Annotated in this window: 22 protein-coding genes; 16 read left to right on the forward strand and 6 right to left on the reverse strand. The window is 68.3% G+C overall.

Annotation, left to right across the window (positions count from 1 at the left end):
* Positions 1-112: 112 nt before the first annotated feature.
* The 3 genes from SPHPH_RS0111785 to SPHPH_RS0111795 form a co-directional block, all read right to left on the reverse strand.
* The gene (locus SPHPH_RS0111785) at positions 113-1,744 is read right to left on the reverse strand and encodes a M56 family metallopeptidase (protein ID WP_028966869.1); all 1,632 of its coding nucleotides are present in this window, start codon (positions 1,742-1,744) and stop codon (positions 113-115) included.
* Positions 1,741-2,109, reverse strand: coding sequence for a BlaI/MecI/CopY family transcriptional regulator (locus SPHPH_RS0111790; RefSeq protein ID WP_028966870.1), 369 nt, complete (start codon positions 2,107-2,109; stop codon positions 1,741-1,743). The genes SPHPH_RS0111785 and SPHPH_RS0111790 overlap by 4 nt, the downstream gene beginning before the upstream one ends.
* An 87-nt stretch (positions 2,110-2,196) precedes the next feature.
* Positions 2,197-3,849 carry a thiamine pyrophosphate-binding protein gene (locus tag SPHPH_RS0111795; protein ID WP_028966871.1) on the reverse strand — a complete coding sequence of 551 codons (1,653 nt, stop codon included), beginning with the start codon at positions 3,847-3,849 and terminating at the stop codon, positions 2,197-2,199.
* A gap of 261 nt (positions 3,850-4,110) precedes the next feature.
* Here SPHPH_RS0111795 and SPHPH_RS0111800 point away from each other — a divergent pair, with 261 nt between their 5' ends.
* From SPHPH_RS0111800 to SPHPH_RS0111860, 12 genes are all read left to right on the forward strand, one after another.
* On the forward strand, positions 4,111-4,824 hold the full coding sequence (locus tag SPHPH_RS0111800; protein WP_028966872.1) for a CoA transferase subunit A: 714 nt from the start codon (positions 4,111-4,113) through the stop codon (positions 4,822-4,824).
* Positions 4,821-5,768: a 5'-nucleotidase, lipoprotein e(P4) family gene (locus tag SPHPH_RS0111805; RefSeq protein ID WP_028966873.1), complete on the forward strand. Its 948-nt coding sequence runs from the start codon at positions 4,821-4,823 to the stop codon at positions 5,766-5,768. The genes SPHPH_RS0111800 and SPHPH_RS0111805 overlap by 4 nt, the downstream gene beginning before the upstream one ends.
* Entirely contained in the window at positions 5,765-6,079 is a 315-nt protein-coding gene (locus SPHPH_RS19615) for a DUF5076 domain-containing protein (protein ID WP_037488507.1), read from the forward strand. Before SPHPH_RS0111805 ends, SPHPH_RS19615 begins: the two co-directional genes overlap by 4 nt.
* Entirely contained in the window at positions 6,079-6,729 is a 651-nt protein-coding gene (locus SPHPH_RS0111815) for a 3-oxoacid CoA-transferase subunit B (RefSeq protein WP_028966874.1), read from the forward strand. Before SPHPH_RS19615 ends, SPHPH_RS0111815 begins: the two co-directional genes overlap by 1 nt.
* A 4-nt stretch (positions 6,730-6,733) precedes the next feature.
* Entirely contained in the window at positions 6,734-7,426 is a 693-nt protein-coding gene (locus SPHPH_RS0111820; protein ID WP_028966875.1) for a glutathione S-transferase family protein, read from the forward strand.
* Positions 7,427-7,617: 191 nt separating this feature from the next.
* Positions 7,618-9,048, forward strand: coding sequence for a 3-isopropylmalate dehydratase large subunit (gene leuC, locus SPHPH_RS0111825; RefSeq protein WP_028966876.1), 1,431 nt, complete (start codon positions 7,618-7,620; stop codon positions 9,046-9,048).
* 124 nt (positions 9,049-9,172) lie between these two features.
* A complete protein-coding gene (gene leuD / locus SPHPH_RS0111835) occupies positions 9,173-9,802 on the forward strand; it encodes a 3-isopropylmalate dehydratase small subunit (protein WP_028966877.1) in 630 nt (209 codons plus the stop codon).
* The gene (locus SPHPH_RS0111840) at positions 9,765-10,766 is read left to right on the forward strand and encodes an NADPH:quinone oxidoreductase family protein (RefSeq protein ID WP_028966878.1); all 1,002 of its coding nucleotides are present in this window, start codon (positions 9,765-9,767) and stop codon (positions 10,764-10,766) included. The genes leuD and SPHPH_RS0111840 overlap by 38 nt, the downstream gene beginning before the upstream one ends.
* 60 nt (positions 10,767-10,826) lie before the next feature.
* Complete coding sequence (locus tag SPHPH_RS0111845) at positions 10,827-11,150, forward strand: DUF1476 domain-containing protein (RefSeq protein WP_028966879.1); 324 nt, start codon at positions 10,827-10,829, stop codon at positions 11,148-11,150.
* A 5-nt stretch (positions 11,151-11,155) separates the two neighbouring features.
* Positions 11,156-11,389 (forward strand): BolA family protein, encoded by a 234-nt coding sequence (locus SPHPH_RS0111850; RefSeq protein WP_028966880.1) that lies wholly within the window; start codon positions 11,156-11,158, stop codon positions 11,387-11,389.
* 37 nt (positions 11,390-11,426) lie between these two features.
* Positions 11,427-11,765 (forward strand): Grx4 family monothiol glutaredoxin, encoded by a 339-nt coding sequence (gene grxD / locus SPHPH_RS0111855; RefSeq protein ID WP_028966881.1) that lies wholly within the window; start codon positions 11,427-11,429, stop codon positions 11,763-11,765.
* Positions 11,766-12,274: 509 nt separating this feature from the next.
* On the forward strand, positions 12,275-12,868 hold the full coding sequence (locus tag SPHPH_RS0111860; protein ID WP_028966882.1) for an exopolysaccharide biosynthesis protein: 594 nt from the start codon (positions 12,275-12,277) through the stop codon (positions 12,866-12,868).
* 245 nt (positions 12,869-13,113) lie between these two features.
* Here SPHPH_RS0111860 and SPHPH_RS0111865 read toward each other — a convergent pair whose 3' ends face one another.
* Together SPHPH_RS0111865 and thiS are read right to left on the reverse strand one after the other, a co-directional pair.
* Entirely contained in the window at positions 13,114-13,296 is a 183-nt protein-coding gene (locus SPHPH_RS0111865; protein WP_028966883.1) for a CsbD family protein, read from the reverse strand.
* Positions 13,297-13,379: 83 nt separating this feature from the next.
* On the reverse strand, positions 13,380-14,387 hold the full coding sequence (thiS, locus tag SPHPH_RS19620) for a sulfur carrier protein ThiS (RefSeq protein ID WP_081668611.1): 1,008 nt from the start codon (positions 14,385-14,387) through the stop codon (positions 13,380-13,382).
* A 74-nt stretch (positions 14,388-14,461) separates the two neighbouring features.
* Here thiS and aroQ point away from each other — a divergent pair, with 74 nt between their 5' ends.
* The 4 genes from aroQ to SPHPH_RS19625 all read left to right on the forward strand — a co-directional run bounded on the left by aroQ (position 14,462) and on the right by SPHPH_RS19625 (position 17,143).
* A complete protein-coding gene (gene aroQ / locus SPHPH_RS0111875) occupies positions 14,462-14,896 on the forward strand; it encodes a type II 3-dehydroquinate dehydratase (RefSeq protein WP_028966885.1) in 435 nt (144 codons plus the stop codon).
* Between the two features lie 39 nt (positions 14,897-14,935).
* Positions 14,936-15,421 (forward strand): acetyl-CoA carboxylase biotin carboxyl carrier protein, encoded by a 486-nt coding sequence (gene accB, locus SPHPH_RS0111880; protein ID WP_028966886.1) that lies wholly within the window; start codon positions 14,936-14,938, stop codon positions 15,419-15,421.
* Between the two features lie 4 nt (positions 15,422-15,425).
* Complete coding sequence (accC, locus tag SPHPH_RS0111885; protein ID WP_028966887.1) at positions 15,426-16,775, forward strand: acetyl-CoA carboxylase biotin carboxylase subunit; 1,350 nt, start codon at positions 15,426-15,428, stop codon at positions 16,773-16,775.
* A 155-nt stretch (positions 16,776-16,930) separates the two neighbouring features.
* Positions 16,931-17,143 (forward strand): GIY-YIG nuclease family protein, encoded by a 213-nt coding sequence (locus tag SPHPH_RS19625; protein ID WP_238303312.1) that lies wholly within the window; start codon positions 16,931-16,933, stop codon positions 17,141-17,143.
* A gap of 40 nt (positions 17,144-17,183) precedes the next feature.
* On the opposite strand, the gene SPHPH_RS0111895 is transcribed toward SPHPH_RS19625, so the two are convergent.
* On the reverse strand, positions 17,184-18,215 hold the full coding sequence (locus SPHPH_RS0111895) for a glycoside hydrolase family 3 N-terminal domain-containing protein (protein ID WP_028966888.1): 1,032 nt from the start codon (positions 18,213-18,215) through the stop codon (positions 17,184-17,186).
* Positions 18,216-18,249: the final 34 nt, after the last annotated feature.

Genomic DNA, 18,249 nt, shown 5'->3' on the forward strand with positions numbered 1-18,249 from the left:
TCCCCCCACTCATTGTCGCTCCGGCCCTGAGCGGGGGCTCCGCTTCTTCTTGGCAGCCGGAGAAAGAAGCGGGATCCCGGCTCAAGGCCGGGATGACGGTGGGGGGAGAGGGTCAGTCTCGGTCGGCGACGCGGCGGCGGAGTTTGGCGAGCTGGCCGTCGATCGCCGCCATCGCCTCTGCGCGTTGCGCGTCGGTCAGGTTGCGGTTGGCGGTCAGCCCGGCGCGGGCCTGTTCCAGCCCGGTCAGCGCGGCGCGAAGCGCCTGGCGCTGCGTCTCCAGCGCATCGCGGCGCAGTTGCGCGGTGTCGATCCGCGCTGCCTCGCGCGCCATCGCGGCGGCCTGTCGCTGGAGCCGGGCCGAGTCGAGCGCGGCGTGACGCTGCATCTGGGCGGCCTGACGTTGCAGGCGGGCGGCGTCGAGCGCGGCCAGACGGGCGGCGTTGCGCCCAAGCTCGGCGGCGTGCGCGTTCAGCTCGGTCACGTCGACGCCGGGCACCGGCGGCATCGGGGGGACCGGCGGCACCGGAGCGACGTTCGGTGCCGGCGGCGCGGGGGGCGCCGGGGGCGGCGGTGCCGGGTGCGCGGCCAGGTAACGCTCGGCCGCTTCGCCGGTGTAGGTGGTGGTGCGGCCGTCGGTCGTCACGGTGACGGTGGTGTCGCGACCCTTGTGCTTCTGGACGACGATGTGACGGGTTCCCGGCACGGGGGCGGCATGTGGCATAGCAGGCACGTCCGGCATTTCGGGCGTCTCCGGCATTTCCGGCATTTGGGGGATTTCCGGCAGCTCGGGCATTTCGATTCCCGTCGCATCCTCCACCTCGGCGCGGACGCGCTCGGCGGCCTGCGTGCCGGAGGCGGTGAAGGCGAGACCGCCGAGCGCCAGCGCCATGATCGCCAGGCTGCCGGTCGCGGTCTGCGTGCGGGTGGCTTTCTTCTTGCCGAGCATCTTCAGTCTCCCTTTCAGATCCTTGACGGTGTTGAGGTGGCAGGCCGGCGACACCGCGCGGCCATGCGCGGCCTTGACGATCGCGCAGCCGTAAGCGTGGCGCGCGGCCCCGTCGGCGCGCGCCAGCACGCGCGCGTCATTGGCCATCTCCTGATCGGCGCGGAACTTGCGGAAGGCGGCCCACGCCAGCGGGTTGAACCAGTGAAGCGCGAGCACCGCCAGCGCGACCCAATTGGCGACCAGATCGCCGCGCGCGTGGTGGCCCAGCTCGTGTTCGAGCGCGAGCGCGCGTTCCTCGGGGTCGAAGCGCGCCGCAAAGTCGCGCGGGAAGGCGACGACGCGGTCGAACACCCCGAAGGCGAGCGGGCCGTCGGTGGCAGCGCTTTGCACGACAGTGATCGAGCCGATACGGTCGACCGCGATCCCGAGCCGCAGCACGTTGTAGCGGAAGCGGAGATAGCCGACCGCCTGCCACGCGAGCAGCAGCGCCGCGCCGCCCAGCCACAGCCACAAGGCGATCGACGGCCAGCCGAGCGCCGCCGGCGTGGTTTCGACCGGCAGCGTCGCAACCGGCTTGCCGAGCATGATGACGATCGGCTCGGGCGCGGGCAGCACCGGCAGCGCCTCGCCACGCCAGCCCTCGGGCAGCGGCGGCATCACCATCCGCAGCGCGGGCAGCGCCCAGAGCGCATAGGCGACGCGCGCGCCGAATGCGTTGCGGACCGGTCCGCGCAGGACCATGACGGCCAGCATCAGCAGCGCCGACGCGAGCATCGCCTCGATTGCCCAGCCGATCATTGCTTGAGCGCCTTGAGCAAGGCTTCGATCTCGTTGATGTCCTGATCGCTGAGCGCGTCGCGTTCGGCGAGGTGCGCGACCAGAGGGGTCAGGCGGCCGCCGAACAGTCGGTCGATCAGCCGGTCGGACTCACGCGCGACGTAATCCTCGCGGCGCACCGCGGGGCTGTAGAGATAGCGGCGGCCGTCGACCTCGTGGCGGACGGCTTCCTTGCCGAGCAGCCGCCCGAGCAGGGTCTTGACGGTGGCGGCGCTCCAGCCCCGTTCCGGGTCCACCCGCTCGGCCACGTCCTGCGCGGTGAGCGGGCTTTCGTCCCACAGCACCTCCATGACCGCATGTTCGGCATCGCTGATCCGTTCGACCACGACTCGCTCCCTCGCCACGTTCTTCGACTACAGCTGTAATCATCGCGATTACGGTTGTAGTCAATGGGTGGCGAGCGGGATTATTTCTTACAGCTTGCGCTGCTTGATCGCGGTCAGCGTGGTCGCGGGGGTGATCTGCTCGATATCGGTGCGGCAGTGGAGCAACCGCACGCCCGCTACTGCGCGCAGCCGGTCGAGCGCGGGGCCGAAGTCGGCGGTGCGCTCGACGGTCTCGGCGGTCGCGCCGTACGCGCTGGCGAGCGCGGCGAAATCGGGGTTGTGGAGCCGGGTCGCGGCGGGGCGATCGGGGTATTCGCGCTCCTGATGCATCCGGATCGTGCCATAGGTGCCGTTGTCGACGACGATCACCAGCAGGTCGGCATGATGCTGGACCGCGGTCGCCAGTTCCTGTCCGTTCATCAGAAAATCGCCGTCACCCGCGACCGCGACGATGCTGCGTCCCGGCCGGCGCAACGACGCGGCGACCGCGGCGGGCAGGCCGTAGCCCATCGCGCCCGCGGTCGGCGCGAGCTGCGTCCCCGGCCCGGCATAGCGCCAGTAGCGATGCCACCAGCCCGAGAAATTGCCCGCGCCGTTGCAGATGATCGTGTCGGCGGGCAGCGCCTCGCGCATCGCCGCGACGCACGGGCCGAGATCGAGCGCGACGCCGTCGCGCGGCTGCGGCGCGGTCCAAGCCTCGTAATCGCGGCGCGCCTCGGCGGCGTGAGGGTGCGCGCCGCCGTCGAGCGGGACCAAAGCCTCGGCGAACTCCGCCATGCCGGCGCAGATCGCAAGATCGGTGGCGTAGACGCGGTGCAGCTCCTGCGGGTCGGGGTGGACGTGGACCAGCCGCTGGCCGGGGTGATCGGGGGTGACGAGCGCATAGCCGTCGGTGGTCGCCTCGCCGAGCCGCGCACCGACCACCAGCAGCAGATCGGCGTCGCGGACGCGCGCGACCAGCGCCGGGTTGGGGCCATAGCCGAGGTTGCCGGCATAGGCCGGGCAGTCGTTGGCGATCGCATCCTGCCGGCGGAAGGCGGCGGCGACCGGCACGCCGGCGCGCATCGCCCAGTCGGCGAAGGCGGCCGCCGCGGCGGTATCCCACCCCGCCCCGCCGACGATGGCGAGCGGGCGCTCGGCGGTGGCGAGCAGGTCGCGCAGCCGGTCGAGCGTGTCGGCGTCGACGTCCTGCGACACACGGTCGACGCGCGCGCGATCGGTCGTCTCGACCGTGTCGAGCAGCATGTCCTCGGGCAGCGCGAGCACCACCGGCCCCGGACGGCCGCTGACCGCGGTGGCATAAGCGCGCGCGACATATTCGGGGATGCGCCGCGCATCGTCGATCCGCGCCGCCCATTTGCACATCGGTGCGAACATCGCGGCGAAGTCGATTTCCTGAAACGCCTCTCGGTCGCGGGTGCCGCGGTCGACGTCACCGATGAACAGGATCATCGGCTGCGAATCCTGATGCGCGACATGGACGCCGATCGCGGCGTTGGTCGCACCCGGCCCGCGCGTCACGAAGGCGACGCCGGGACGGTGGGTCAGCGTACCGTCGGCGCAGGCCATGAACGCCGCCCCGCCCTCCTGCCGGCACGTCACCACGTCGATCTGGGGCGTGTCGTGGAGCGCGTCGAGCACCGCAAGGAAGCTCTCCCCCGGCACGGTGAACACGCGGTCGCAGCCCTGTGCGACGAGCTGGTCGACCAGAATGCGGCCGCCGGTTCTGAGGCTTGTCATAGGCGCACAGCCTATCGTGTGGCGAATGGCTCGCAAGGGGGTTGTGGTCTAGCCCTTCCACGCCGTCGCCCCGGACCTGATCCGGGGCCCCGCTTCTTCTGTCGACCGGGCAGAAGAAGCGGGATCCCGGATCAAGTCCGGGATGACGTAAGTGGCGGCGGGGCCGTTGCCTTCGCGGTGCCGCGCGCTAAGGAGCGGGGTGTGCGGCACGGGGCACCGTGGACGCGCGCGATCTGAGGGCCGAACGGGAGTGGGCAAGCCGTGGTCAACAAGGTGTATGACGATGCCGCCGCCGCGCTGGACGGGCTGCTGTTCGACGGCATGACGATCTGCGCGGGGGGGTTCGGGCTGTGCGGCATCCCCGAGCGGCTGATTGACGCGATCCGCGACGCCGGCACCAGGGATCTGACGATCGCGAGCAACAATGCCGGGGTCGACGGCGAAGGGCTCGGCAAGCTGCTGCGCACGCGGCAGGTGAAGAAGATGATCTCCTCCTATGTCGGCGAGAACAAGGAGTTCGAACGCCAATTCCTTGCTGGCGAGCTGGAGGTGGAATTCTGCCCGCAGGGCACGCTGGCCGAGCGGTGCCGCGCGGGCGGCGCGGGCATCCCCGGCTTCTATACGAAGACCGGCGTCGGCACGCAGGTGGCCGAGGGCAAGGAAGTGAAGGTGTTCGACGGGGAGGAATATATCCTCGAGCGCGGCATCCGCGCCGACCTGTCGATCATCAAGGGCTGGAAGGCCGATGAGAGCGGCAACCTGATCTTCCGCAAGACCGCGCGCAACTTCAACCAGCCGATGGCGACCGCGGGGAAGATCTGTGTCGCCGAGGTCGAGGAAGTGGTGCCGGTCGGCACGCTCGACCCCGATCACATCCATCTGCCCGGCATCTATGTGAAGCGGATGATCGTCGGTGCGCCGTACGAGAAGAAGATCGAGTTCCGCACCACCCGCCCGCGCGTGCAGGCGGCGTGAAGCGCGCGGGCGTCCTGCTGGCGCTCGCCGTGACGCTCGGCGGATGCGCGGCGCAGCGGCAGGTGCTGCTCGGGCGGCCGAGCGCGCCGCCGCTGGCGGTCGATCCGCCCGCGCCGCCGGGCGTGCCGCCGGCGATGGCGTGGCTCTACGGCTCGGGCGAGGCGGCGGCGCTGTCGGAACAGGCGTATAACGGCATGGTTCGCTACGTTCGCGAGGTGCTGACCGCAGCGCGCGACCGGCGCGGGCGGCTGCCATCGCAGCGCGCCGCGGGGACATTGCCGCGCTGGCCAGCGTCGGTGGTGCTCGCGCCGGGCGCGACCGCGGCGAGCGCCGAGACCGTGCCGTGCGGGACGCTGCCGCCGGCGGTGGTGCTCGACATGGACGAGACCGCGGTGCTCAACCTCGGTTACGAATATGACGATGCGCAAACCGCGCGCGGCTTCGACCAGAAGCGCTGGGAACGCTGGGAGAAAGCGGGGGCGACGCGGGTGACCGCGGTGCCGGGCGCGGTGGCGGCGTTCCACGCGCTGCGTGCGATGGGGGTGACGATGGTCATCAACACCAACCGCTCGGTCGGCAATGCCGAGGCGACCGCGCAGGCGCTGGCGAACGCCGGGCTCGGCGAATTCCGGCACGGCGAGACGTTGTTCCTGAAAGGCGACGCGGACGGCAAGTCGGGCAAGGACGGGCGGCGTGCGGCGATCGCGGCGAAATATTGCGTGGTCGCGCTGGCCGGCGACCAGCTGGGCGACTTCGCCGACCTGTTCAACCCGCCCGGCCCTGCCCCGGCGGTCGGGCGGCGGATGCTGACCGCGGTCGCGCCGATCGAGGCGCGCTGGGGCAATGGCTGGTTCGTGTTGCCCAACCCGGTCTACGGCACCGGGCTCGGCAGTGGCTGGGACGAGACCTTCCCCGCCGACAAACGCTGGAAGGACGTGCCATGACCGACGAACCCAAGGGCGCGATCTCGCTGGAGAATGGCGACGTGCTGACCGACCGTTCGGCGGAGGTCGCGCGGATCTGGGTCACCGATGGCGCGGGAGCGTCGGTGTGGATCAACGCGGGCGTGCTGGGCGATGCGGAGGTCTTCGGCTATCTGATGGCCGACACCGTCCGCCACGCCGCGCGCGCCTATGCCGGCAATTACGGCATGACCGAGGACGAGGCGTTGCAGGCGATCGTCGCCGGGCTGAGCGCGCAATTGCGCGAGCAGGCGACCGAGATCACCACCATCCAGGACGGGAGCCTGAACTGATGTCGCAGGAAGCGAAGGGCTGGGATCGCAACGGCATGGCGGCGCGCGCCGCGCGCGAGCTGAAGGACGGTTATTACGTCAACCTCGGGATCGGCATTCCGACGCTGGTCGCGAACAACATTCCCGACGGGATGACGGTGACGCTCCAGTCCGAGAACGGGATGCTGGGGATCGGGCCGTTCCCCTATGACGACGAGGTCGACCCCGACCTGATCAACGCCGGCAAGCAGACGATCAGCGAATTGCCCTCCTCGGCCTATTTCGGCAGCGAGCAGAGCTTCGCGATGATCCGCGGCGGGCACATCGACCTGACCGTGCTGGGCGCGATGGAAGTGTCCGAGGGCGGCGATATCGCCAACTGGATGATCCCCGGCAAGATGATCAAGGGGATGGGCGGCGCGATGGATCTGGTCGCGGGCGTCAAGACGATCATCGTCGTGATGGAGCATGTCGCCAAGGACGGCAGCCCGAAGTTCCTGCCGGCGTGCTCGCTGCCGCTGACGGGGAAGAACGTTGTCGACATGATCGTCACGGATCTGGCGGTGTTCCAGCGCCCGGATCACGATTCGCCGTTCCGGCTGGTCGAGCTGGCGCCGGGGGTGACCGCGGATGAGGTCGCGGCGAAGACGGCGGCGCGTTACGAGATCTGAGGCGATGGCCTATACGCTGATCACCGCGAACCGGAATTATTCGAGCTGGTCGCTGCGCCCTTGGGTGTTGATGACGGCGCTCTGCATCGCGTTCGAGGATCGCATCGAGCCGTTCGCGTCGATGGACAATTACGACGCGTTCCGCGCCTTCTCGCCGACCGGGCAGGTGCCGGTGCTGATCGACGGCGATCGGACGGTGTGGGACTCGCTCGGCATCGCGCTGTATCTCGGTGAGCGGCATGACGGTGTGTGGCCGACCGACGCGGACGCGCGGGCGTGGGCGATGTGCGCCGCGACCGAAATGCACGGTGGGTTTGGCACGCTGCGGGGCGAGCGGACGATGACGGTGGGGCAACGCGTGACGCCGCACGCCACCTCGCCGCGACTCGCGCGTGATGTGGCGCGGCTGGCGGAGCTGTGGGACGAGGGGCTGTCGCGGTTCGGCGGGCCGTTTCTGGCCGGCGAGCGCTTCGGTGCGGTCGATGCTTTTTTCGCGCCGGTGGCGTTCCGGGTGCGGACCTATGGGATCGACGTCGGCGCGGTGGGCGCAGAATGGGTCAAGCGGATGCTAGAGCAACCGGCGATGCGCGCGTGGGAAGAAGCTGCTTTGGCGGATACGTTCCGCGAGGAATCGCATGAGGCGGAGGTTGTTGCGGTTGGCGTGGTTACCGAGGACCATCGCGCGTCGTTGCCGTAAGAGTTTGGAAGTGGGTCCCTCTCTGCCGTCATTGCGAGCGGAGCGAAGCAATCCAGGGCGTCCTGATCCGGCACTGGATTGCTTCGCTCCGCTCGCAATGACGGCTGGCGTGAACGCGACCGCCCTCCCCACGCCATTTTGTTACGCCTGAACTTGGATGCGCGATGCTTTTCGGTTAACAGCCGCGGATCATGTCCTCCGCTCCCCGCACATTGTACGAGAAGGTCTGGGACGCTCACGTGGTCGAGCGTCGCGACGATGGTTCCTGCCTGATCTATATCGACCGGCACCTCGTCCATGAGGTGACCAGCCCGCAGGCGTTCGAGGGGCTGCGCGCCGCCGGGCGGCGGGTGCGGCGCCCCGACCTGACGCTCGCGGTGCCCGATCACAACCTGCCGACCACCGCGCGTGTCGATACGAACGGGCACGAGCTGCCGATCGCCGATCGCGAGAGCGCCGAGCAATTGGGTGCGCTGCGCCAGAACGTCGCTGAATTCGGTGTGCCCTATATCGACGCGCTGTCGGCGAAGCAGGGGATCGTGCACGTCGTCGGGCCGGAACAGGGCTTCACGCTGCCCGGCACGACGATGGTGTGCGGCGACAGCCATACCTCGGCGCATGGCGCGCTGGGGGCGCTGGCGTTCGGGATCGGCACCAGCGAGGTCGAGCATGTGCTGGCGACGCAAACGCTGATCCTGTCGCCGTCGAAGACGATGGAAGTGCGCGTCGACGGCACGCTCGGCTTCGGGGTCAGCGCCAAGGACGTCGTGCTGGCGATCATCGGCAGGATCGGCGCGGCCGGCGGGACCGGGCATGTCATCGAATTCACCGGCGAGGTAATCCGCAACCTGTCGGTCGAGGGGCGGCTGACGGTCGCCAACATGTCGATCGAGGGCGGTGCGCGCGCCGGGATGATTGCACCCGACGAGACGACCTTCGCCTATCTCAAGGGCCGGCCGCTCGCGCCGCAGGGAGCGGACTGGGACAAGGCGGTCGCTTGGTGGCGGACGCTGCCGAGCGATGCGGGGGCGCGCTATGACAAGAATGTGGTGCTCAACGCCGCGGACATCGCGCCGTCGCTGACTTGGGGCACCAGCCCCGAGGATGTCGTGCCGATCACCGGCTTCGTCCCCGCCCCCGACAGCTTCGCCGATCCGTCGAAGCGCGAGGCGGCGCAGAAGTCGCTCGATTACATGGGGCTGACCCCGGGGATGCGGATGCAGGACGTTCCCGTCCAGCATGTCTTCATCGGAAGCTGCACCAACAGCCGCATCGAGGACTTGCGCGCCGCCGCCGGGGTGGCGAGCGGGCGGCATGTCGCGGACGGCGTGCGCGCGATGGTCGTGCCGGGGTCGGGGCTGGTGAAGCGACAGGCCGAGGCAGAGGGGCTCGACCGCATCTTCACCGAAGCGGGGTTCGAGTGGCGCGAGCCGGGCTGCTCGATGTGTCTGGCGATGAACCCCGACAAGGTGCCGCCGGGCGAGCGCTGCGCCTCGACCAGCAACAGGAATTTCGTGGGACGTCAGGGACCTGGCGCCCGCACCCATTTGTTATCGCCGGCAATGGCGGCGGCGGCCGCGGTCACCGGACGGCTCGCCGACGTGCGCGAACTGATGGGTTGAGGACAAGGGGACGCGTCATGAAGAAGGTATTCATTTTCCTGATCGCCGGCTCGGTGCTGAGCGGGGTCGCCGCCTATGCCGCGATCGCGCGCCCCGCGATCCCGGCCAGCCGTCCGGCGCGCTGATGGAGCCGGTCACGCGCGTCTCCGGCACCGCCTATCCCTGGGGTGCCAAGAATATCGACACCGACGTCATCATCCCGGCGCATTGGCTGAAGACGATCAAGCGCTCGGGGCTGGGCAAGGGCGCGTTCGAGACGGTGCGCGCGCAGCCGGGCAACATCTTCGACGATCCGCGCTATGCCGGCGCGCCGATCCTGATCGCAGGCGACAATTTCGGCTGCGGGTCGAGCCGCGAACATGCCGCCTGGGCGCTGGGCGACATGGGCGTCAAGGCGGTGATCGCGCCGAGCTTCTCCGACATCTTCTCGGGCAATGCATTCAAGAACGGCATCGTCGCGGTCGTGCTGCCGCAGGAAGCGATCGACAGGCTGATCGAGGTGGCGAAGACGGATCCGGTGACGGTCGATCTGGAGACGATGACCGTCACCACCCCCTATCAGGACCGTTTCCCGTTCGAACTCGACGCGTTCCGTCGCCGCTGCCTGATGGAAGGGCTGGACGAGGTCGGGCTGACGCTGGCAAAGGATACCGCGATTTCGAAATTCGAGGAGCAGCTCGACGACGAGCGGCCCTGGATCAGGAGAGATGCGGCACATGCGGGCTTTGCTGTCGAGGGCGTCGGGCGGACCTGAAACTCTGGAAGTCGGCGAGCTGCCCGATCCCAGCCCCGGTCCGGGCGAGGTGGTGGTCGCGATCAAGGCGTGTTCGATCAACTATCCCGACGTGCTGGTGATCGAGGACCGCTACCAGTTCCAGCCGCCCCGCCCCTTCGCGCCCGGCGGTGACATCGCCGGCATCGTCACCGAGATCGGCGCGGGCGTGACGCAATGGCGCGTCGGCGACCGCGTGATGGGCACGGTGTTGATGGGTGGACTCGCCGAACGACGCGCTGTCTCCGCCGATGCCCTCTATCCGTTGCCCGACGGACGCGGGTTCGAGGAGGGCGCGGCGCTGCTGCTCACCTATGCCACCAGCATCCACGCTTTGGTCGATCGCGGGCGCGTAAAGGCGGGCGACCGCGTGCTGGTGCTCGGCGCGGCGGGCGGGGTCGGGCTGGCGGCGGTCGAGCTGGCCAAGGCGTTCGGCGCGCAGGTGGTCGGTGCGGTGTCGAGCGAGGAGAAGGCGCAGGCGGTGCGCGATGCCGGCGCGGACGAGGTGATCGTCTATCCGCACGCGCCGTTCGACAAGCCGACGTCCAAGGCGCTGGCGGAGCGGTTCAAACAGGCCGGCGGCGCGCAAGGCTTTCAGGTGATCTACGACGCGGTCGGCGGCGATTACGCCGAGCCGGCGCTGCGCGCGATCGGCTGGGAAGGCCGCTATCTGGTGGTCGGCTTTCCGGCCGGCATTCCCAAGCTGCCGCTCAACCTCACCTTGCTCAAGAGCTGCGACGTGTGCGGGGTGTTCTGGGGCGCGTTCGCCGGGCGCGAGCCGGCGGCCAATCGCGCGCACATCATGCGCCTGCTGGAATTGTGGGAAGCAGGCCGCATCGCGCCACGCGTCACCGAGGTGTTCCCGCTCGAACGGGGCGGTGAGGCGATCGCCCGATTGGGTCAGCGCAGCGCGATCGGCAAGCTGGTGGTGCGCGTCGCGGATTGAGCGACATTGAATGTCGGCGGGGCGCGCACTATCCATCGCCGGTAGAGCACTGGAGCCAGCATGACCCTTTTCGACGATCGTGAACGCGCATTCGAGGCCAAGTTCGCCCGCGACGAGGAAGTGGCGTTCCGCATCATCGCGCGTCGCAACCGGCTGGTCGGGCAATGGGCGGCGCAGCTCATGCAGCTGACCCCCGCCGAAACCGACGCTTATGCCAAGGCGGTGGTGCAGGCCGATTTTGAGGAAGCCGGCGACGAGGACGTGGTTCGCAAGGTCTATGGCGATCTGGTCGCGGCGAATGTCGACGTCGACGAGGCGGCGGTGCGGCAGGCGCTGGCGGATCAGACCGTCGAGGCGCGCCGCCAGCTGATGCAGCCGGAGTAAGCGCGATGCCGATGGAAGGAAGCGAAATCGCCGCGCTGATCAAGGCCGGCATCCCCGACGCCGAGGTCGAGATGACCGATCTCGCCGGCGACGGCGATCATTGGTCGGCGCGCGTGGTATCGGCCTCGTTCGCGGGGATGCCGCGCGTGAAACAGCATCAGGCGGTCTATGCCGCACTGGGCGGGCGGATGGGTGGCGTGCTCCACGCCTTGCAGTTGACGACCGCCGTTCCGAAGTAAGCGCGAGACGCACCACCGCATTCGCAAGGAAGACGATATGACCGACGATACCAACGCCCGCATCGATGCGCTGGTGAAGAGCAACCCGGTGGTGCTGTTCATGAAGGGCTCGCCGCTGTTCCCGCAATGCGGCTTCTCGAGCCGCGCGATCGCGATCCTCGAGCGGCTGGGCGTGCAGTTCGAGAGCGTCGACGTGCTGCAGGATCAGGCAATCCGGCAGGGGATCAAGGGCTATTCGGACTGGCCGACGATCCCGCAGCTGTATGTCGGCGGTGAGTTCGTCGGCGGATCGGACATCATGATGGAGATGTACGAGGCCGGCGAGTTGGCGGAGCTGTTCCAGAAGGCGGGCGCGGCCGCGGCACCGCAGGCGTAAGCTACCCGCGCCGCGCCGGCTGGCTGACCGGCGATGCGCTGGAGGTTGATCCACCCGGCTCGAATCGTTTCCCATCGTCACCCCGGCGAAAGCGAGACCTCTGCAAAAGTGCTGGATCATGACTCCTCAAGCTCTTCCCCGGCGGAAGCCGGGGTCCAGTTGGGGAGGGCATTCTGATGCTTACAAGCGTCTCCCAACTGGGCCCCGGCCTTCGCCGGGGAACAGAAAGCGGGTTTTACAGAGGTTTCGCGAAAGCCGGGGTGACGCTTCAGCTTAAATGGGTCGAACTCGAGAGTTGCGCCCCCGTCCGATGCTGGCTGTGGCCCGGATTGATGTGGGATCGTGGCGCGGGCGGAGTTACCGCCAATTCGTCATTGCGAGCGTAGCGAAGCAATACAAGGCTGGATCAGGACGCCCTGGATTGCTTCGCTGCGCTCGCAATGACGGTCGACGGGTTCGGCACGGCGCTCCGCGCCGCAACCTGCGCCGCGCCGGTCGGTTGATCGGCGATGGCGGATGAACCTCACAGTGTCGGCGAGATCCTCGATGCGATCGACGGCCTCGCCGAGCGACAGGACAAGGTCGCCGTAGGCGACGTCGTCGAGGCGCTGGGCGCGCGTGGCTTCGGGCCGTTCCTGATCGTCATGCCGTTGATCGACATCTCGCCGATCGGCAGCATTCCCGGGCTGCCGACCGCGATGGCGGCAGTCATCATGCTGGTAGCGGTGCAGATGGCACTGGGGCGCCAGCACCTGTGGCTGCCGGGTTTCGTGCGGCGGCGCGCGATGTCGTCGGACAAGGTGCGCAAGGCCGTCGACAAAACGCGCGGGATCGCGCGGTTCATGGATCGCTGGTTCCACGGGCGCTTGCCGGCGCTGACGCGCGGGCCTTTCGTGCGTGCGGCGGCGTTCGGCGTGATCGCGCTGGCCTGCGCGGTGCCGCCGCTGGAATTGTTGCCGCTCGCAACGACCGCGCCGATGCTGGCGATCGCGGCGTTCGGGCTGGCGATCACCGTGCGCGACGGGTTGCTGATGATCCTGGCGTCGGTGTTGGCGCTCGCGGCTGTCAGCATCGGTGTCGGGTTATGGAGCGGGCGGAGTTAGCGCCGGGCCGTCATTGCGAGCGTAGCGAAGCAATCCAGGGCGTCCTGGTCCGACACTGGATTGCTTCGCTACGCTCGCAATGACGTGGTGCTGATTCCGTCGAACCGGACTTGATCCGGGGTCCCTTTTTACGGCCTCAGCAGGAAGAAGCGGGATCCCGGATCAAGTCCGGGGTGACGGGAAAGAAAAAAGGCCGCCTCGTTGTTCACGAAGCGGCCTCTTGTTCATCTCAGGCGTAGACCCGATCAGATGTCGTCGCCGAGCGCGCCCTTGACCTTGCCCTTGAGCTGCTCGCCCTTGCCTTCGGCCTGCTGGGCCTTGCCTTCGGCAGCAAGATCGGTGTCATGGTTGTGGTTGCCGACGGCTTCCTTCACCTTGCCGATCGCTTCGTTGACGTTGCCCTTGATCTTGTCCGTCAGCTCGCCCATCGTCGATCTCCTTGTTCAAAACCCTGTGACGACAGAACGGTGCTGCAACGACGCGGTTCCGTAACGGCAGGACAATCCTTTCTTTAGATCAATCCCGACAGCGGACTCGACGGGTCGGCATAGCGGCGCTTGCCCATGCGGCCGGCGCGATAGCTCATCCGTCCACCCTCGACCGCGGCCCTCATCGCCGCCGCCATCAACACCGGGTCTTTCGCTTCGGCGATCGCGGTGTTCATCAGCACGCCGTCGCAGCCCAGCTCCATCGCCACCGCCGCGTCGCTCGCCTGCCCGACCCCGGCGTCGACCAGCACCGGCACGGTCGCGCCCTCGACGATCAGCCGGATCGTCACCTGATTTTGGATGCCGAGCCCCGAGCCGATCGGCGCGCCGAGCGGCATGATCGCCACCGCGCCCGCCTCTTCGAGCTGCTTCGCGGCGATCGGATCGTCGACGCAATAGACCATCGGCTTGAAACCTTCGCGCACCAGCACCTCGGTCGCCTTCAGCGTCTCGCGCATGTTGGGGTACAGCGTCCGCGCCTCGCCCAGCACCTCCAGCTTGACGAGATCCCAGCCGCCCGCCTCGCGCGCCAGCCGCAGCGTGCGGATCGCGTCCTCGGCCGAGAAGCAGCCGGCGGTGTTGGGGAGATAGGTGACCTTCTTGGGGTCGATATAGTCGGTCAGCATCGGTGCGTTCGGATCGCTGACGTTGACGCGACGCACGGCGACGGTGACGATCTCGGCGCCGGATGCCTCCACCGCGGCGGCGTTCTGCGCGAAGTCCTTGTACTTGCCGGTGCCGACGATCAGCCGCGAGCGGAAGGTCCGGCCCGCAACCGTCCACGTATCGTCGGTGATCGGCTGCACATGATCGCCGCCGCCGACGAAGTGGACGATCTCCAGTTCGTCGCCGTCCTCAACCACCACCTGCGTCAGCGTCGAGCGCGGCACCACCTCAAGGTTGCGTTCGACCGCCACCTTTTCGGGCACCAGCCCGAGCGACTCCGCCAGTTCGGCGAGGGTGATCCCGGCGGTCACGCGCTTGTGCTCGCCGTTCACGGAAATGGTGATGGTGCCGTCGGTATGTGCCATGCGGGTCATCTAGGACTGCGGGGCGCGTGGGGCAATGTTGCGCGCCATCGCGCCGGATGCGATGATGCGCGGCGATGACCGATATCGTCTATGTCCTCAACGGACCGAACCTGAACCTGCTCGGCATGCGCGAGCCGGATATCTACGGCCATGATACGCTGGACGATATCGCCGGTGCGCTGGAGGATCGCGCGCGCGAGCTGGGGCTGGCGATCGACATGCGCCAGTCCAACCACGAGGGCCATCTGGTCGACTGGCTGCACGAGGCGCAGGCGCATGACGCGCGCGCCGTGCTGCTCAACGCCGGGGCGTTCACCCACACCTCGATCGCGATCCACGATGCCATCAAGGCGATCAAAACGCCGGTGATCGAGGTGCATCTGTCAAATCCGCACACACGTGAGGAATTCCGTCACACGTCGTTCGTCGGGCGCGCGGCGAAGGGCAGCATTGCCGGGTTCGGCGCACTGTCGTACCAGCTCGCGCTTGAAGCCGCGGCCCGCTTCTGACAGGAGCCGCGACCAAAGGTCAGGGATAATCGGGGTTCAATGGCTGACATTTCACACAATAGCGGGTCGATGCAGGTCGACGTCGATCTGGTCCGCCAGCTCGCCGAGCTGCTTGATACCACGCAGCTGACCGAGATCGAGGTCGAGGACGGCGATCGCAAGATCCGCGTCGCGCGCAAGGCGGCGGCGGTCAACGCCGCGCCCGCGATGCATTATGCGCCGGCGCCCGCCGCGGCCGCGGCTCCGGCCGCCCAGCAGGTGGATGTCGCGGGGCCGTCCGCGCCGTCGGACGCCAATGCGGTGCGCTCGCCGATGGTCGGCACCGTCTATCTCGCGGCAGAGCCGGGCGCGAAGCCGTTCTCCAGCGTCGGCCAGAGCGTTGCGGCGGGCGACACGCTGCTGATCGTCGAGGCGATGAAGGTGATGAACCCGATCACCGCGCCGTCGGCGGGCGTCGTCAAGGCGATCCTGGTCGACAACGGCCAGCCGGTCGAGTTCGACCAGCCGCTGGTGGTGGTCGAGTAAGCGGATGCCGCAGATCAAGAAACTGCTGATCGCCAACCGCGGCGAGATCGCGCTGCGCATCCACCGCGCGTGCCATGAAATGGGCATCAAGACGGTCGCGGTGCATTCGACCGCGGATGCCGATGCGATGCACGTCCGGTTGGCGGACGAGGCGATCTGCATCGGGCCGCCGGCCGCGGCGGATAGCTATCTCAACATTCCGAACATCATCTCGGCCGCGGAGATCAGCGGTGCGGACGCGATCCACCCCGGCTATGGCTTCCTCAGCGAGAACGCCAAGTTCGCCGAGATCGTCGAGCTGCACAATCTGATCTTCGTCGGGCCGAAGCCCGAGCATATCCGCGTGATGGGCGACAAGGTCGAGGCCAAGCGCACCGCGGGGGCGCTCGGGCTGCCGCTGGTGCCCGGCTCGGACGGCGCGATTCATGACGTCGCCGAGGCGCAGGCGTTGGCGGAAGAGATCGGCTATCCGGTCATCATCAAGGCCGCCAGCGGCGGCGGCGGGCGCGGCATGAAGGTGTGCCAGTCCGCCGACCAGCTCGAAACGCTGATGCAGCAGGCAGGCAGCGAGGCGAAGGCGGCGTTCGGCGACGCGACCGTCTACATGGAAAAGTACCTCGGCAACCCGCGGCACATCGAGTTCCAGGTGTTCGGCGACGGCAACGGCCATGCGATCCACCTCGGCGAGCGCGACTGCTCGCTCCAGCGCCGCCACCAGAAGGTGGTCGAGGAAGCCCCCTCCCCGGTCATCACGCCTGAAGAGCGCGAGCGGATGGGCGGAATCGTCGCCAAGGCGATGGCCGACATGGCGTATCGCGGCGCGGGAACGATCGAGTTCCTGTGGGAAAACGGCGAGTTCTACTTCATCGAGATGAACACCCGGCTGCAGGTCGAGCATCCGGTGACCGAGGCGATCACCGGGCTGGATCTGGTCCGCGAACAGATCCGCGTCGCCGAAGGGCATCCGCTGACGCTGCGGCAGGAAGACGTGGTGTTCCGCGGGCACGCGATCGAATGCCGCATCAACGCCGAGGACCCGCGCACCTTCGCGCCGTCGCCGGGGCTGGTGAAGCAATATCACGCGCCGGGCGGGATGCACGTCCGCGTCGATTCGGGGCTCTACGCGGGCTATAAGGTGCCGCCTTATTACGACAGCATGATCGCCAAGCTGATCGTCTACGGCACCACCCGCGAAGGCGCGCTGCGCCGCCTGCGCCGCGCGCTGGAGGAGTTCGTGATCGAGGGGATGAAGACCACCATCCCGCTGCATCAGGCGCTGCTGGATGACCCCGAGTTCCGTGAGGGGGCGTATACGATCAAGTGGCTGGAGGAGTGGCTGGCCAGGCAGGGGTGAGGTAGTTGTCGTAGCCAATCCTCCCCATTTCGCGTCGCCCCGGGCTTGACCCGGGGCCCCGCTTCCTCTCCCCTCCACGCATGGCGGGAGGCTGGGTCTACATCATGGCCGATCGGTATCGCGGAGCGATGTAAGTTGGCGTTACCGCTGACCCGATCGCGCGCGTAGCGCAGCATCGAGCCGGAACAGGCTCGGCGTTTTGCGCTCAATACGGTTTGACCCGGCTGGTCTGGGCCGAGTCCAGCGAGCAGATCGACGCCTGCATTGCGCATGAGAAGCGCCTCAAACGCTGGCGCCGCGAATGGAAGTTCGCGTTGATCGAGCGGGACAATCCCGACTGGCTCGATCTGTTCGACCGTTTCGCCTGAAGAAGCGGGACCCCGGATCAAGTCCGGGGCGACGGATAGACTAAGTTTGGGGAGACAGCTCAGCCTGCCCCTCGATCAACCCCAGCAACCGGTCGCGCTTGTCGAGCAACGCCGCCATCTCACCGGTCGCCGCCACCCGCCCCGCCATCGCCCGGTCGAGCCGCTCCTGCGCCGCGGGTGTGATGTCCCTCAGCCGCCCCGCAATCTCCTCCATCTCCGCCATCCGCGCCCAGCAATCGAGCACCACGTCGCACCCTGCCGCGATCGCGCCGGCGGCCTTGTCGCCCGCCGAGCCCGACAGCGCCTTCATGTCGATATCGTCGGTCATCAACAGCCCGTCGAAGCCGATCCGCCCGCGGATCACCTCCTCGATCACCACCGGGGACAGCGTCGCGGGCCGCTCGGCATCCCAGGCCTGATAGACGATATGGCTGGTCATCCCCATCGGCGCGTGCGCCAGCGTGCAGAACGGCGCGAGGTCGCCTTCCAGCTCCGCCGCGGAGGCAGTGACGGTCGGGAGATGGTAATGCGTGTCGACGAGCGCGCGGCCGTGCCCCGGCATGTGCTTGACGACGCCGACCACACCGCCCGCCGCCAGCCCCTCGAGCGTCGCCCGGCCCATTGCGGCGACGCGCATCGGCTCGTGCCCGAACGCGCGACAGGTGATCGCCTCGGTCGTCTCGGGGCGTGCGACATCAAGGATCGGGTGGCAATCGACGGTGATCCCGACCTCCGACAGCATCAGCCCCAGCGCGTGGCCGTTGGCGCGCGCCGCCTCGATCCCCGACATCGGTGCCAGTTCATAGAGCCGGTCGAAATCAGGCCCCGCAGGGAACGCCGGCCATTCCGGTGGGCCGAGCCGCGCGACGCGTCCCCCCTCCTGATCGACGAGGATCGCGACATCGTCGCGCCCCTCCATTTCGCGGAGCGAATCGGTGAGCGCGCGCAGCTGCGCGCGCGTCTCGACGTTGCGGCGGAACAGGATGTAGCCGGCGGGGCGCACCGCGTGGAAGAAGGCGCGTTCCGCCGCGGTGAGGACGGGGCCGGACAGGCCGAAGATCACAGGCTTCATGCCCGCGCTTCTAGGGCGGAACGCAGCGTGGAGG

The organism is Sphingomonas phyllosphaerae FA2, from assembly GCF_000427645.1.
Lineage (GTDB): Bacteria > Pseudomonadota > Alphaproteobacteria > Sphingomonadales > Sphingomonadaceae > Sphingomonas > Sphingomonas phyllosphaerae.

Bases quoted from the DNA above. Each gene is read 5' to 3' on its own strand.
- SPHPH_RS0111785 (WP_028966869.1), bottom strand. From the start codon at position 1,744: ATGATCGGCTGGGCAATCGAGGCGATGCTCGCGTCGGCGCTGCTGATG.
- SPHPH_RS0111795 (WP_028966871.1), bottom strand. From the start codon at position 3,849: ATGACAAGCCTCAGAACCGGCGGCCGCATTCTGGTCGACCAGCTCGTC.
- SPHPH_RS19615 (WP_037488507.1), top strand. From the start codon at position 5,765: ATGACCGACGAACCCAAGGGCGCGATCTCGCTGGAGAATGGCGACGTG.
- SPHPH_RS0111815 (WP_028966874.1), top strand. From the start codon at position 6,079: ATGTCGCAGGAAGCGAAGGGCTGGGATCGCAACGGCATGGCGGCGCGC.
- SPHPH_RS0111820 (WP_028966875.1), top strand. From the start codon at position 6,734: ATGGCCTATACGCTGATCACCGCGAACCGGAATTATTCGAGCTGGTCG.
- leuC (WP_028966876.1), top strand. From the start codon at position 7,618: ATGTCCTCCGCTCCCCGCACATTGTACGAGAAGGTCTGGGACGCTCAC.
- leuD (WP_028966877.1), top strand. From the start codon at position 9,173: ATGGAGCCGGTCACGCGCGTCTCCGGCACCGCCTATCCCTGGGGTGCC.
- SPHPH_RS0111840 (WP_028966878.1), top strand. From the start codon at position 9,765: ATGCGGGCTTTGCTGTCGAGGGCGTCGGGCGGACCTGAAACTCTGGAA.
- SPHPH_RS0111845 (WP_028966879.1), top strand. From the start codon at position 10,827: ATGACCCTTTTCGACGATCGTGAACGCGCATTCGAGGCCAAGTTCGCC.
- SPHPH_RS0111850 (WP_028966880.1), top strand. From the start codon at position 11,156: ATGCCGATGGAAGGAAGCGAAATCGCCGCGCTGATCAAGGCCGGCATC.
- grxD (WP_028966881.1), top strand. From the start codon at position 11,427: ATGACCGACGATACCAACGCCCGCATCGATGCGCTGGTGAAGAGCAAC.
- SPHPH_RS0111860 (WP_028966882.1), top strand. From the start codon at position 12,275: ATGGCGGATGAACCTCACAGTGTCGGCGAGATCCTCGATGCGATCGAC.
- SPHPH_RS0111865 (WP_028966883.1), bottom strand. From the start codon at position 13,296: ATGGGCGAGCTGACGGACAAGATCAAGGGCAACGTCAACGAAGCGATC.
- thiS (WP_081668611.1), bottom strand. From the start codon at position 14,387: ATGGCACATACCGACGGCACCATCACCATTTCCGTGAACGGCGAGCAC.
- aroQ (WP_028966885.1), top strand. From the start codon at position 14,462: ATGACCGATATCGTCTATGTCCTCAACGGACCGAACCTGAACCTGCTC.
- accB (WP_028966886.1), top strand. From the start codon at position 14,936: ATGGCTGACATTTCACACAATAGCGGGTCGATGCAGGTCGACGTCGAT.
- accC (WP_028966887.1), top strand. From the start codon at position 15,426: ATGCCGCAGATCAAGAAACTGCTGATCGCCAACCGCGGCGAGATCGCG.
- SPHPH_RS0111895 (WP_028966888.1), bottom strand. From the start codon at position 18,215: ATGAAGCCTGTGATCTTCGGCCTGTCCGGCCCCGTCCTCACCGCGGCG.